We start from the raw sequence: 13,085 nt of genomic DNA, 5'->3' as shown, positions 1-13,085 counted from the left end.
AATGCTATAATTTGAAAGTTAATAAAAAGTTATAGGAGTTGTTTGAATGTCAGTACAGCAATATGAAGTAGGCGCAATCGTCGAGGGGAAAGTAACGGGGATTAAACCATTCGGCGCGTTCGTTGCGCTCGACGGAAATAAACAGGGACTGGTTCACATTTCTGAAATTGCCCACGGCTATGTGAAAGATATTAACGAAGCGCTGTCGGTAGGCGATGAAGTTAAGGTGAAAATCAAATCCGTCGATCAGGAATCAGGAAAGATTTCTCTTTCTATCCGGGACACGCTTCCGGCACCGGAAAAAAGTGAAAGCCGCCCACAGAGCCAGGCTCCTCGCCAAAGCAAAAGCAGCGGCCGTCCAGCCCAGCAGAGCAATAACGACACTCAGGGATTCAACACTCTTGAAGATAAATTAAAAGACTGGTTGAAGCAGTCCAATGAAATCCAGGCTGATTTAAACAAACGAGTGCGGAAATAATCGTACCTGTTTTTAAAACCGTCGCTTTTGAGCGGCGGTTTTTTTATGGACGTATAACGGGTACAGGTACTTGAAAGAACGTTTTGCGGGCGTACTGGTTTTTCTTTATAATGAAGAAGAAATATGGATGCGGGCGAACATGATCAAACTATTTCAAGGAGGCAATAATAGTATGGCAAAGCAAATTGAAGTAAACAGTAAAAATATTTCTCAGGAAATATCAGAGCATGAAATCGAGCAGCTGCAGCCAATGGTGGAAACAGCACACCGCATGATCCATGAGAAAACTGGTGCCGGTTCGGAATACCTGGGATGGGTGGATCTTCCTGATACATATAACAAAGAGGAGTTTGCACGAATTCAGCAGGCAGCAGAAAAAATTAAAAAGGATTCGGATGTGCTTATTGTGATTGGTATTGGCGGATCCTACCTTGGTGCGAAGGCGGCCATTGACAGTTTAAGCCATTCATTTCGGAACCAGATCGACGCCTCTAAACGCAAGGGGCCTGAAATTTATTTCGCCGGCCATCAGATCAGCCAACGTTATATGCATGATCTTCTTGAAATGGTGGAAGGTAAAGACGTGTCGGTCAACGTCATTTCTAAATCAGGCACTACTACAGAGCCGGCTCTTGCATTCCGGGTGTTCCGGGACTGGCTTGAAAATAAATACGGGGAAAAAGAAGCGGCTTCAAGAATTTACGCTACAACGGATAAAAGCAAGGGAGCTTTAAAGACGCTGGCTGATGAAAAGGGCTATGAAACATTCGTCGTGCCGGACGATGTCGGCGGGCGTTATTCCGTGCTTACAGCCGTAGGTCTTCTCCCAATCGCAGCGGCAGGCCTTGATGTGGAAAAAATGATGGACGGGGCGGCCGCTGCCATGGAGGCAGGCAAGCTTCAGAGCGTAAAAGAAAATTCAGCCTATCGCTATGCTGCCATTCGCTACGCTGCTTACCAGAAAGGTAAGGCTATTGAACTGCTAGTAAACTATGAGCCGCACATGCACTTTGTATCGGAATGGTGGAAGCAGCTGTACGGGGAAAGCGAAGGCAAAGACGGCAAAGGGTTATTCCCAGCAGCGGTTGACTTCTCAACAGATCTGCACTCGATGGGGCAGTATATCCAGGAGGGAAGACGGCATCTGCTTGAAACAGTACTTCATATTCAGGATGCAGAAAACGATTTGGAATTAAAAAATACCGAGGATGACCTGGATGGTTTAAATTATCTTTCCGGGGAAACGATGGGCTTTGTCAATGAGAAGGCCTTTGAAGGAACACTTCTTGCCCATACTGACGGGGGCGTGCCGAATATTGTTATTGATATTCCGGAATGGAATGAATACTATTTCGGCTACCTCGTATACTTCTTTGAAAAGGCGTGTGCCGTGAGCGGTTATATGCTCGGCGTCAATCCATTTGACCAGCCGGGCGTGGAAGCATATAAGAAGAATATGTTTGCGCTTCTCGGAAAGCCTGGGTTTGAAGAACGCCAGACGGCGCTTGAAATGCGTCTGAATGAAGAGTAAGCAGAAAATCAGCCTGCCGGTGGGCAGGCTGGCTTTTTTATAAATTTGCATAAAACATGAAAAAGGGCTTGTCAGGCAGAAGCAGACAGGGTACAATAATTTTTGTCGGCTGATATTTCAACGACAAAAAATGGGGCCTTAGCTCAGCCGGGAGAGCGCTTGGCTGGCAGCCAAGAGGTCAGCGGTTCGATCCCGCTAGGCTCCACCATACATACTACATCAGCGGCGCCCGATTTGAGGTTTTATTCTCATGCCAGGCGTCGCTTTTTGTTATTAGATAAAACGGAAAGATACACGTATTCTTATAGGTTGGGACCATTTTAAAAAAAGGGGAAGAAAAGGAAAAAATTATTACAATGTAACCGCTAATTATTATTTAATTACTTTTTTTAGTTACAAAACTTGCTGTTTGAAACCGGGTAAGGTATTATATATTCATTCCAAGATACATAACACGCCAACGACGCCGGTTTGAGGGATAATCCTCGGCCCGGCGTCGTTCTTTATTTTAGCAGTATGCGCTCAGGCTGGCATACTCAGCTTATTTATAGTATAAGTTTTCATTGGACAGCGGAATCGACGCATGACAATTCTCGCATGGCTGTTCATTTCCGGGAACGCTGGAGTCAGTGCTTAACGTTTCAGGCGGCATTTGAATGGAGGCTGTGTTTTCATGTCCGCATTCGGGGCATTTTACCATTAACATTGATTATTCACCTCGCTTTTTAAATAGTTTTCCCGGCGCCCGGGCGGTTATAACTTCTGTTATAAGAAAAATGTGATAAATGAGAATAACTGATTCTTTGGACCTTGTAGGAGGGCTCTGGATGTATTATGCTGTATTCAATTCTTTATCGAAACTGGCATAAAGGAGTGCGACAGATGAGAAAAAGATTTATACTGCTGATTGCAGCAGCTGCAGCTGGAGGCGTCTGGATGCTTGTTTCTTCAAACGAAGAGTCTGCCCCAGAAAAAACAAAAGCACCGGATGAGGATCTTTCTGAACTGGATGAAATGGATGTGTATTCGTTTCTAGAACACCGCCTGCATACATATCATGCGTCTACTGTAGCAGTTTTTGGCTCAAGTGTAACTGCCGGTACCGGTGCGGATCGCTACAGCGAATCCTGGGCCGGGCGTCTGGAGGAAAGACTGCAGCACATTACTGATGAGCAGCAGCATGTAGAGTTAAACAATCATGGAGTAGATGGTTATTCCTCCGAGGATATGCTGGAGCGGGGAGTGGTCGAAGCCGAGCTTTCTCAAGAAGTGGACCTTGTAATTATTGAGACGGGAATATTAAATGATTTTTACCGGAACATTTCTCCGAATAGCAGCATTGACAACATTCACCAATTGATTCAGCAGGCAAGGGCAGAGGCTCCGGACGCCGTAGTAATAGTTATGAATCCCAACCCGGCGATTGCTTATGAAAATGGAGAGCCGGAGTTGGATACAGAGTACCAGAATTTCGCGGGCCAAATTGCAGAAGAATTGGAGCGTGAAGAAGGTATCTTATTTATAAATGCCTCTATGCCTTTTTATGAAAAAGCAGATAACGGCCGGGAGATGGAAAAGTATATTGGTGACGGCATTCATCCAAACAGCGAGGGATACCAGCTTTGGTATGAGCACGTGAACGCGTATTTTGAAAAAACACATATACAGCAAGCACAGTAGGGCTTTCCCGTAAGCTTATCTAAATATATAGCGCGCTGCAGTCGCAGCGTGTTTTTTTATGTGCCCCCCCTAAAATTGTTTACAAATGCAATTAGTAGATTAAAAGGGGGCGTCCGCATTCTTGCATAAATAAGGAAATGAAAAACAAAGTAATAGCCGTGGGCTCTGGATAGAATTTTGGGAATATGTAGGTCCAGATTCAGAGAAATTCCTGGGATTTTGCGGCCGAAAGATGTGTGCAAAAAGTACTGTTTTGGGAAGAAAACGAGAAAGCAGATCGCCGCCGTTGATTATTGGGTAAGGTAAGGTGTATTCAATAAACGAAAGCAGAGGCAGAAGAGGCGGGAAGGAGTTTTTTTTATGGACTACAATGCCAGCGACCTGGTTTTCAGCCAAACATTTAACTGCTGGAGCCGGGTTTCGTATTTGTACCAGTGTGAACCAAAACTAGTGGCCGTATCGATATTTCCCTCGGCCGGAAAAAGGAATATTCATTTTAACGCTGATATGCTGAGTGTGGAGGAATTTTGGAGGCTCTGCTATGAAAAATTTAAAGCCGATTTTTCAGAAAACAAAAACACAGATAATGGCTTGTGAAATGCGAACAAACTGACAAAGCACCGTCGAGACGTTTGCGGGTGTGCTCAGAGGGTAATTACCAATAGGTAAAAGGATTGATAGAAGAGGTGAAAGTATGACCGCCGGACTGTTGTTAAGCGCGGTTCCCCCTAAAGGGGCCCCGTTTGTAATGATCGCCACGGATTCGAAGGGGGCAAGCCTTGAGGGCGGGCCTGCAGACGAAAAGGCACAAAAGGTTTTTAATGCTGGAAATGCGCTGCTTGCTGTAAGCGGGGTGGCAACAGACGACCACCGCTCCCGGCTCGTAGATATTCTGGCCTCGCATAAAAAACTGCCAATTAATGAAAAGATGCAGCTGCTATTTAACGAAAGTCTGGACAGAAAGAAAGAACTGGGCTTAAATATGACGGCTGCTATTATGCAGTTTGACGAAAGCGGAAATCCCCAGGTAGCGTTCTGCCATGTTGGCACAGACGAAGGAGACCGCCAGTTCGACCCCCACACGTTCGACCGCCGGGTGCCGGAGGTCAATCATGCGTATTTTGGGGAAGACAAAGAGGGAGTAATCGAATTTCGAAAAAAGCTGGACGAAAAACTCGATAAAAAAGCAATTACTCCAGATCAAGTCCGGGAATCAGCTGGATGGTTTATCCGGAGGGCATCCGAGGCGTTTCCGGAAGCGGTTAATGGAAGAGTCCAGACAAAAATAAAGGTCTTCAGGCCTGGAATGTGAGCGAAATCATCGTATATCAGCACGTGACGGAAAGGGGAGAAATCGATGAGTTTTGAAAATACATTTGCCACCAAAACCCGTAAATATTTAAATATTGACGCCCAGCCCGAGCAGCAGTTGATTGAATCTACGGCCAGGGAGATCATGTATTACTTTATGGACCTTGAAGAGGAATTTAAAAATATAAATGATCGTAAATTTCATATCGAAGCGGGTTTTCATGAAAACTATATTAAAATTAATAAACGAAAGCTTACTTTTGAACTGAAGCATATCCCTTCTCACCGTATTACTATTATTCAAAAAGTGAATGGCAGTAAAGCTCATATTGACCATATTATTGCCAAAAACGATGAAGCCCGGAGCGAGGCAGACGAAACCCCCTTCAGCCGCGATTTGATCCGGAGATATCTAATTCAGACATTTGGAGATGCCCTAGACCTAAGCAATATCTATTAATGCCCTGTTAAAAGGGCATTTTTTTATGTTGTTTAGGAAAGTTTTAATGGAAATGGAGTCACTGTGGTTGAATAAATCTCTATGTCGTCAGATAATAAACATGTGTAAATACATAGCGGCGTATTCAAAATAGAGAAGAGCGAGACTTGTATACTTGTGAAAAAAGCAGACTTGACGAGAATCTGATGGAGGCAGTGGAGCTAGGGGAGAACGAGAAAGTGCAGGTATTCAATAATACGAACGGGGCAGTTTTGGAAACGTATGCGATTGCAGGCGGAAGCGGAGTGATTTGTTTAACCGGTGCAGCGGCAAGGAGGGCTCAGCCGGGTGATGTAGTAATAATTATTGCGTACGCTTCGGTGGAAAATGAAATGGCCCAGGAATTCACACCGGCGGTTGCTGTGCATGACAGGCAAAACTGTATTCAGCAGATGCTGTCTTCTGAGCCTGCTTCGACGACACGGGAATAAAAGGAGGAGTTGCCAGTGCGAACAGCTGAAGCTGTTATGGCATTAATAATGGAGACTGCCGAGGCTGATGAACGGGTGCGGGCTGTGGCCCTAAGTGGCTCCCGGGCGACTGCCGGCACCAGCAGTCCAGATCTTTTCAGTGATTTTGATATTATTTATTTTGTGGATAATATAGACCAAATGATTCAGAACCGGGCCTGGCTGAAGGTATTTGGTGAGCCGTTGATTGTACAGACGCCGGATGAAATGAATTTATACGGAGAACCGTCGGGAGAAGAGTCGTTTGCTTTTTTAATGCTTTTTCGGGACGGCAATCGTATTGATCTAACCTTAAAGCCTGCGGACAGCAGGTATTTGCACTGGAAGCAGGATGGCTTGACCCGCTGCCTGCTGGACAAAGATAACCCTGCCTCTGATTTCCCTTCTCCCACAGACGTGGGCTACAAAACAAGTATGCCGGAAGAGAATTTCTTTCATCAGTGCTGTAATGAATTCTGGTGGGTGGCGGTATATGTAGTCAAAGGCTGGCAGAGAAAAGAGATGCTCTACGCCCAGGCTCATCTGCATATCGTTCGCCTTATGCTGATACAGATGCTGCAGTGGAAGGTCGTACTCGAAAAAAAGATCCCGGTAAACTTCGGGCAGGAGGCAAAACACCTGGAAATATACCTCGAAGAGAAGAACATCAGAGAACTAGCAGCTACTTATGCCGCTGGTTCTTACGAAAGCATCTGGGCTTCGTTACAGGCAGCGATGGCAATGTTTGCACGGGAATCTGCTTCTGTGGCGAGCCAATGCGGGTTTACGCTGAATGAACAGGAAGCAGCAGGAGTGCAGCGATACATTAAAGAGGCCGGACGAGTGCAGTGAAATAAAAAAAGACTCCTGCCATCAGCAGGAGCAAAATGAAATATGGGATAAGAGCAACAAATTGGACGAATGCTACTCTATATGATTATTATTGCCTAAAGAGTAAAAAAAGTACACACTTTTCAGAAAAAATAGTGCTTTTACCTACAGAAGCACTTAGGCCTAAACTAGTGTCTTTCCAGGCCGTCGGATCGTTTGTAATGGAGCTGGGCCAGTTCCCCCAGGGCTTTCACTTCGTGAAGATACAGCCGCTTTGGCTGCCCGGCCCTTGGTTTAAACAAAGGGATTCCATGCCCTAAAAGGTCAGGGGTGAAGGTAATAATGTATTCATCGATCATTTCTGCTTCAAGAAGAGGAGCGATAATGTCAGTGCCTCCGACTATCCATATACCACTACCAGACTCCTGCTGTTTGCTCTGAATCCATTCTGCCACGTCGCCCTGAACAAAGGAGACATGCCTGTCGCTTCCCGTGCGGCTGGTGGAAAAAACGTAGCATTCCTTGCCGCTGTAAGGGAAGAATTCCATTAAAAGAAGCACATGCTCATAGGTTTTTCTTCCCATAATCACGGTATCCACCCGGCGGTACATTTCATCGTAGCCATTATCGCCTTTGCCTTCAGCCCTGGTCAGCCAGTCGATATTTCCTTTCTCATCAGCGATATAACCGTCAAGACTTGCAGCTATAAACAGGATTACCGGCTTCATTATGCCCCTCCCTCCGTTGATATGTTCATTTTAGCATGAAAAGAAAGAATTATCGGAACAATTGCATAGAAAGGAGGCAAAGTATGAAAAAATCATGGAAGTGGGGAAGTATTGCTGTCGCGGCTGTTATGGCAGGGGGCGCTGGTTACTGGGCTGACAGGCACGTTTTAATAATGAACGTTGATGGCAATGACAAAAGCTGGTACATCGAAGGAGGAAAATCGGAAGAAGAATTGTACCTTCGTCCGGAAACGGCGGCTGCTTTATACGGAGCGCAGCTGCAACAAACAGGCTCTTCTGTCCGTTTATCGGTAAATGACGCTTCGTGGGAAGGGGAGCTTGAGCAGAGCCCGGCCTGGTTTGACTGGAATGGTGAGGCTTATATTCCGGTAAAGGAAGCTGCTAAAGAACTCTCGTTCGAAGAGGAAGACACCGGAAGCCGCTATACAGCCCAGTTGTGGAGCCCGGCACAGGAAAGAATCGCCAGGGTAATTGAAAAAGGAGAAGAGTATACAGGAACACCATACAAATGGGGAGCCTCCGAAAGCACGACCGAGTATTTCGACTGCTCATCCTTTACCCAGCGGATATATGCTGAAGAAAATATTGATCTTCCGAGGGTGTCGGAGGATCAGGCGCAGGAAGGCCGAAATGTTGCTGAAGAAAACTGGAAACGGGGAGACCTCATTTTCTTCGACACGACTGGAGACGGCAGTATCAACCATGTAAGCATGTATATTTCTAATGACACACTGTTTCACGCCACAGAATCTGATGGTGTAGGTTATACTGATTTTTCGGATTACTGGAGGGAATCAGTGGTTAATACAAAACGATTTATCGGTTAAAAGCCGTTTGGATTCGTCTTACTAAAAGGAAAGTGATAAAATAAAGAACGGAATAGACATGGGAAGATGAAACGAGGAGGCTTTTTTAGCATGGATTTTAACAAAGTATTAAACCGGAAAAATACAAATTCAATGAAATGGGATTTCGCCGCTGAGCGCTACGGTTCCTCGGAGCTTTGGCCAATGTGGGTGGCGGATATGGACTTTCAGGCTCCGCAGCCTGTCCTTGATGCAATGCAGGAGGTGCTGGACCACGGAATTTTCGGTTATCACCGTCGTCCGGAATCATTGAAAGATGCCACTACTGAATGGATCCGCACGCGCCATGGATGGGATGTGGGCAATGAGCAGCTTGTCTTTACCCCGGGCGTTGTGCCGGCGATCAGTCACCTGATTCAAACATTTACTGAAAAAGGCGATGGAGTCATTCTACAGACGCCGGTTTACTATCCATTCTATGCGCTTGTGAATAATAATGAACGCAAGCTGTACAAGAATCCGCTGAAAGAAACAGACGAAGGGTTTACTATCGATGCAAAAAACCTTGAAGAACAGATGAAGGCCGGCGCGAAAATGCTTCTTTTATGCAGTCCCCATAACCCTATCGGCCGGGTGTGGACTGAAGAAGAACTGCAGCAGATTGCCGCTCTTGCAGAAAAATACAACGTTCTGGTAGTCTCCGATGAAATTCACGCTGACCTTATCTTGTCCGGTGAACACGTGCCATTTTCGAAAGCGGCGGATGGCTATGATGTTGAAACCATTACCTGCATGGCGCCGAGCAAAACATTCAATCTTGCAGCTTTGCAATTGTCTTACGTAGTTTTTGAGAAAAAAGCTTCGCAGAAAGCATATGAAGCCCATCTGCAACGCAATTTTGTTGGAATTGACAACCCTTTTGCCACAGTTGCTGCAGAAGCTGCCTACCGTCATGGCTCCGAATGGCTGGAAGAACTGCTCGTGCACCTGCGGGAAAACGTCGATTACTTAAAGGAACAACTGGAATCGGCTGTTCCGGAAGCACATGTTATTAAGCCGGAAGGAACGTATCTTGTATGGATTGATCTTAGGGAGCTTGGCATGGATAAAAAAGAATTGGAAGAATGGCTGCGTAAAGAAGCAGGCGTAGCATTGAGCGACGGGCATATCTTTGGGGAGGAAGGCGCTGGATTTGTCCGCATTAACGTCGCCTGCCCCCGCTCGCATATCGATGAGGGCGTGCGCCGTCTAAAAGAAGCGTATGAACGCACCATTCAACTTGCCGGCCGTAAATCATGAAGACGTTCCGCCTTATGCGCCTCAGCCTGTTTGAAAAAGACGGGGACGTGATTGAAATGCATGAGATAAAAATGAAGGAAGGCCTCATCATCAATCGGGAAGAACCTGATAAGTCCTGGCTGCTCGATGCGGTCATACCTACAGAATATGAAGGTATTATTCATGAGTGGGAAAAGCATGAAGAAGAAATGCTGATGGAAGCAGTGATCACCCATCCTGATAATGCTCCAGCTCTTTTGAGAGGAGTTGTGAAAAAAACCACGCGCCTGGAACACTCTCTTGGTGTGTTAATCCAGGCGTACATGGCTGGAAAAGATGAAAATATCACCGAATTGATATTACAGGAGCTGATTACCGAAGGATATGAAGGCGATCAGCTTTTGGAGGAGTTTCACGAGCGGAAGAACGATCAGCGCTCCTGGTCCAAGGCGATGGCCGCACGGTTATACAGCCGCCAGGAAAAATAATTCCCCGGAGAGATGAGAGAAGTGGAGTGATACGTATGTGTGAGGATCAGGGCATATGACAACCTGCTACAAATTCCGGGACTACTACAATAACGAAGTAGAATTGTCGTTAAATGGCTTCCCGTTTTCAGACAAGCCGGGACATGTATGGGTGATATGCCTGTATGCCGGCAGGTGGCTCCTGACCCGTCACTCCCAACGGGGGCTGGAGTTTCCGGGCGGGAAAATCGAAGAGGGAGAAACGCCTGAAGAAGCAGCTGTACGGGAAGTTGATGAGGAAACCGGCGGCCGCATTGAAGTCATACGCTCTCTTGGCCAGTATAAGGTGGTGGGCCGGAGTGAAGATGTAATAAAAAATATATACATTGCGGTTGTAGATTCGCTGGTTTCTCACGAGGATTATATGGAAACGGATGGCCCGGTGCTGATAGAAACACTTCCAAGCAATATCCGTGAACATCCCGGCTACAGCTTTATTATGAAAGACGAAGTACTTCCCCGTTCGGTTAAATATGCCGAGGAGGCAGGATATATTACCTTAAAATGAAAGGAACCGGCGTCTGTGACTATACAGATACCGGTTCCTTTTTATCATAGTGGATGCGGCTTATGGCTATGCGGAGAATTCCGTCTACAGCTGCGTCGGTCCGGCTTTTGAGATCTCACCGGGCACATCGTAAAACCGCTTAAAATTTTCTGCAAACTTGCGGGCGAGCATACGGGCCTGGACCTCGTACTCTCCGGCTTCTGCCCACATTTTCTTCGGCTGGAGCATATCTTCCGGAACGCCAGGGCAGGATTCCGGAATATGGAGCCCAAATATAGGATCCTCCACAGTGGCTGCGTTGGTGAGTTCGCCGCTTAGAGCTGCCTGCACCATAGCACGGGTGTACGAAAGATCCATACGGCTGCCGACACCGTAGCCGCCGCCGCTCCAACCGGTATTCACCAGAAAAACAGGCACATTGTGTGCATCAATTTTTTCCCCGAGCATCTCTGCATATACAGAAGCCTGGCGTGGTAGAAACGGTGCTCCGAAGCAGGTGGAAAATGTAGCTTCTGGAGAAGTGATGCCTCTTTCCGTTCCGGCTAGTTTGCTTGTGTAGCCGCTGAGAAAATGATACATGGCCTGTTCCTTCGTCAGCCGGCTGATCGGCGGAAGAACGCCGAAGGCATCTGCAGTTAAAAAAATAATTGCTGACGGATGTCCGGCTGTGCCAGAAGGTACAATTCCCTCGACGTGTTCAATGGGATAAGCCGCCCGGGTGTTTTCGGTAATATGCGTGTCAGTGTAGTCGACTTTCCCACTGGCATCGTCCAGGCCGACGTTTTCAAGTACGGCCCCAAAACGGATAGCGTTCCAGATCTGAGGTTCTTTTTGTCTGGACAGGTTCGAACATTTTGCATAGCATCCGCCTTCAATATTAAAAATACCTTTTTCGGACCAGCCGTGTTCATCGTCGCCAACCAGGAGCCGGGAAGAATCAGCAGAAAGCGTCGTTTTCCCGGTGCCGGAAAGCCCGAAAAACAGTGCACTTTTTCCGTCGCTTCCTATATTTGCCGAGCAGTGCATTGGAAGCACGCCCTGTTCAGGGAGCAGGTAGTTCATGACAGAAAAGATTGATTTTTTCATTTCACCGGCGTATTCTGTTCCACCAATCAAAATTATGCGTCTTGCAAAGCTGATGACGATAAATGTTTCCGATAAGGTGCCGTCAACCTCGGGATCTGCTTTGCATTCTGGTGCAGCTATAAGCGTGAAGGGTTGAGTGGAAGGGGTTTCCCTTCCATCAGGGCGAATGAACAGCTGCCGTGCGAACAATTGGTGCCAGGCATAGGAGGTAATGACCTGGACGGGAAGCTGGTAGTCTGGATCAGCACCTGCAAGGGCATCACTTGCGAAGACTTCATTCTGATTGTTTAAATGAGCCATCACTTTGTTGTGAAGTTGTTTAAATACTTCTTCGGACATTGGCCTGTTTACATTTCCCCAATCAATAGAAGGAGAACTGCCGGGCTCGTCGACAATATACTTATCTTTTGGCGAGCGGCCGGTATATTTGCCTGTTTTCACAGCAAGAGCGCCTTCAGCTGTGAGTGACCCCTCCTGCAGTGCCAGCGAGCGCTTCACAAGCGCAGGGACAGAGAGGTTCCATTGGACGTGCGCTTCATTCAATAGATTCGTTTCAGGTTTGGAAGCGAACGGTGGCTTCATAAACAATCACTCCTTTAATGAGGGGGGAAGTTGGATTTATTCATCATTAATGATGGATATAATATAAAATAGTGTAACACAATTAATTAAATAGTACATACTTATTGTGCAAAAAGTTCATGAATATTTTCAGTGTTTAGAGGGAAAAGATGTAAGAAAGCAAGGAAAGGGGAAAATTATGGAACAACAATCGGAATTTATTGTGTTTTACGATAGCGACTGTCCGTTATGCACCAGGTTCCATACTTATCTTTCAGCGATAGATAAAACGGATACAGTAGATTGGAAATCTATATATGATGAGGATTTATTCGAAAAATACCCGATGCTCAAGGGAGAGCCGCTTGAAGAGCAGATGCATAGTGTAGAAGATGGCACGTATGTGTATGCCGGATATTTTACTGTGAAAAAATTGTGCTATACTATTCCAGCATTAAAGCCGTTAAAGGCAGTGTTTCTGCTGCCGGGAGTAGAGGCGCTTGGCCGGAAGCTGTACCACACGGTATCAACAAACCGGTACCAGTGGTTTCATTTCCTTTGTGATAGCAGCACCTGCCAGCGGGAAGGGCACTAAGTTTGACATCAAATAGGGTTTGCGTTACGATTTTGTACGAACGGATACTCTTATCCTGAGCAGGTGGAGGGACAGTCCCTGAGAAGCCCAGCAACCATCCGGGAACGGAAAGGTGCTAACCTGGAGAGGCGGATAGGCGCCTTGAAAGATAAGAGGCGAAAAAGCTGAACTGACAGCTCCTTTTCCCTCAATTTTT

General features: G+C 46.4%; 15 protein-coding genes, 1 tRNA gene and 1 riboswitch. Of the genes, 14 read left to right on the top strand and 2 right to left on the bottom strand.

The window, feature by feature from the left end; all coding sequences use genetic code 11:
* The first annotated feature begins 46 nt into the window (after positions 1-46).
* The 9 genes from yugI (at position 47) to ACTTK6_RS11800 (ending at position 6,800) form a co-directional block, all read left to right on the top strand.
* Positions 47-478, top strand: coding sequence for a S1 domain-containing post-transcriptional regulator GSP13 (gene yugI, locus ACTTK6_RS11840; protein WP_079475578.1), 432 nt, complete (start codon positions 47-49; stop codon positions 476-478).
* A 172-nt stretch (positions 479-650) separates the two neighbouring features.
* Entirely contained in the window at positions 651-2,009 is a 1,359-nt protein-coding gene (locus ACTTK6_RS11835) for a glucose-6-phosphate isomerase (RefSeq protein ID WP_079475579.1), read from the top strand.
* 132 nt (positions 2,010-2,141) lie between these two features.
* Positions 2,142-2,217: transfer RNA gene (locus ACTTK6_RS11830), tRNA-Ala, on the top strand.
* Positions 2,218-2,891: 674 nt separating this feature from the next.
* Complete coding sequence (locus ACTTK6_RS11825) at positions 2,892-3,689, top strand: SGNH/GDSL hydrolase family protein (RefSeq protein ID WP_462833522.1); 798 nt, start codon at positions 2,892-2,894, stop codon at positions 3,687-3,689.
* Between the two features lie 360 nt (positions 3,690-4,049).
* On the top strand, positions 4,050-4,286 hold the full coding sequence (locus ACTTK6_RS11820; RefSeq protein ID WP_079475634.1) for a hypothetical protein: 237 nt from the start codon (positions 4,050-4,052) through the stop codon (positions 4,284-4,286).
* A 97-nt stretch (positions 4,287-4,383) separates the two neighbouring features.
* Positions 4,384-5,001 (top strand): hypothetical protein, encoded by a 618-nt coding sequence (locus ACTTK6_RS11815; RefSeq protein ID WP_079475635.1) that lies wholly within the window; start codon positions 4,384-4,386, stop codon positions 4,999-5,001.
* A gap of 45 nt (positions 5,002-5,046) precedes the next feature.
* Positions 5,047-5,460 (top strand): DUF3942 family protein, encoded by a 414-nt coding sequence (locus tag ACTTK6_RS11810; protein WP_079475636.1) that lies wholly within the window; start codon positions 5,047-5,049, stop codon positions 5,458-5,460.
* Positions 5,461-5,606: 146 nt separating this feature from the next.
* Positions 5,607-5,930, top strand: a complete 324-nt coding sequence (locus tag ACTTK6_RS11805) for an aspartate 1-decarboxylase (protein WP_462833521.1) — start codon at positions 5,607-5,609, stop codon at positions 5,928-5,930.
* A gap of 15 nt (positions 5,931-5,945) precedes the next feature.
* A complete protein-coding gene (locus ACTTK6_RS11800) occupies positions 5,946-6,800 on the top strand; it encodes an aminoglycoside 6-adenylyltransferase (protein WP_462833520.1) in 855 nt (284 codons plus the stop codon).
* A gap of 167 nt (positions 6,801-6,967) precedes the next feature.
* On the opposite strand, the gene ACTTK6_RS11795 is transcribed toward ACTTK6_RS11800, so the two are convergent.
* On the bottom strand, positions 6,968-7,507 hold the full coding sequence (locus tag ACTTK6_RS11795) for a dihydrofolate reductase family protein (protein ID WP_462833519.1): 540 nt from the start codon (positions 7,505-7,507) through the stop codon (positions 6,968-6,970).
* 83 nt (positions 7,508-7,590) lie between these two features.
* Here ACTTK6_RS11795 and ACTTK6_RS11790 point away from each other — a divergent pair, with 83 nt between their 5' ends.
* From ACTTK6_RS11790 to ytkD, 4 genes are all read left to right on the top strand, one after another.
* Positions 7,591-8,355 carry a C40 family peptidase gene (locus ACTTK6_RS11790; RefSeq protein WP_462833518.1) on the top strand — a complete coding sequence of 255 codons (765 nt, stop codon included), beginning with the start codon at positions 7,591-7,593 and terminating at the stop codon, positions 8,353-8,355.
* Between the two features lie 90 nt (positions 8,356-8,445).
* A complete protein-coding gene (locus tag ACTTK6_RS11785) occupies positions 8,446-9,633 on the top strand; it encodes a MalY/PatB family protein (RefSeq protein WP_233133424.1) in 1,188 nt (395 codons plus the stop codon).
* Positions 9,630-10,100, top strand: a complete 471-nt coding sequence (locus ACTTK6_RS11780) for a YwpF family protein (protein ID WP_079475641.1) — start codon at positions 9,630-9,632, stop codon at positions 10,098-10,100. Before ACTTK6_RS11785 ends, ACTTK6_RS11780 begins: the two co-directional genes overlap by 4 nt.
* A gap of 55 nt (positions 10,101-10,155) precedes the next feature.
* Entirely contained in the window at positions 10,156-10,647 is a 492-nt protein-coding gene (gene ytkD / locus ACTTK6_RS11775) for an RNA deprotection pyrophosphohydrolase (RefSeq protein ID WP_079475642.1), read from the top strand.
* A gap of 84 nt (positions 10,648-10,731) precedes the next feature.
* On the opposite strand, the gene pckA is transcribed toward ytkD, so the two are convergent.
* Complete coding sequence (gene pckA, locus ACTTK6_RS11770; RefSeq protein WP_462833517.1) at positions 10,732-12,315, bottom strand: phosphoenolpyruvate carboxykinase (ATP); 1,584 nt, start codon at positions 12,313-12,315, stop codon at positions 10,732-10,734.
* Between the two features lie 178 nt (positions 12,316-12,493).
* On the opposite strand from pckA, the gene ACTTK6_RS11765 reads away from it, so the two are divergent.
* On the top strand, positions 12,494-12,889 hold the full coding sequence (locus ACTTK6_RS11765) for a thiol-disulfide oxidoreductase DCC family protein (RefSeq protein ID WP_079475644.1): 396 nt from the start codon (positions 12,494-12,496) through the stop codon (positions 12,887-12,889).
* Between the two features lie 47 nt (positions 12,890-12,936).
* Positions 12,937-13,044, top strand: a riboswitch (SAM riboswitch).
* Positions 13,045-13,085: the final 41 nt, after the last annotated feature.

Source organism: Marinococcus salis (genome assembly GCF_054971365.1).
The sequence above is the reverse complement of the archived record's forward strand: the minus strand, read 5'-3'. Positions and strand labels throughout refer to the sequence as shown.

Coding starts and splice junctions, on each gene's coding strand:
- ACTTK6_RS11835 (WP_079475579.1), top strand. CDS start 651: ATGGCAAAGCAAATTGAAGTAAACAGTAAAAATATTTCTCAGGAAATA.
- ACTTK6_RS11765 (WP_079475644.1), top strand. CDS start 12,494: ATGGAACAACAATCGGAATTTATTGTGTTTTACGATAGCGACTGTCCG.
- ACTTK6_RS11780 (WP_079475641.1), top strand. CDS start 9,630: ATGAAGACGTTCCGCCTTATGCGCCTCAGCCTGTTTGAAAAAGACGGG.
- ACTTK6_RS11790 (WP_462833518.1), top strand. CDS start 7,591: ATGAAAAAATCATGGAAGTGGGGAAGTATTGCTGTCGCGGCTGTTATG.
- ACTTK6_RS11785 (WP_233133424.1), top strand. CDS start 8,446: ATGGATTTTAACAAAGTATTAAACCGGAAAAATACAAATTCAATGAAA.
- ACTTK6_RS11820 (WP_079475634.1), top strand. CDS start 4,050: ATGGACTACAATGCCAGCGACCTGGTTTTCAGCCAAACATTTAACTGC.
- ACTTK6_RS11810 (WP_079475636.1), top strand. CDS start 5,047: ATGAGTTTTGAAAATACATTTGCCACCAAAACCCGTAAATATTTAAAT.
- ytkD (WP_079475642.1), top strand. CDS start 10,156: ATGACAACCTGCTACAAATTCCGGGACTACTACAATAACGAAGTAGAA.
- ACTTK6_RS11825 (WP_462833522.1), top strand. CDS start 2,892: ATGAGAAAAAGATTTATACTGCTGATTGCAGCAGCTGCAGCTGGAGGC.
- ACTTK6_RS11795 (WP_462833519.1), bottom strand. CDS start 7,507: ATGAAGCCGGTAATCCTGTTTATAGCTGCAAGTCTTGACGGTTATATC.
- pckA (WP_462833517.1), bottom strand. CDS start 12,315: ATGAAGCCACCGTTCGCTTCCAAACCTGAAACGAATCTATTGAATGAA.
- yugI (WP_079475578.1), top strand. CDS start 47: ATGTCAGTACAGCAATATGAAGTAGGCGCAATCGTCGAGGGGAAAGTA.
- ACTTK6_RS11815 (WP_079475635.1), top strand. CDS start 4,384: ATGACCGCCGGACTGTTGTTAAGCGCGGTTCCCCCTAAAGGGGCCCCG.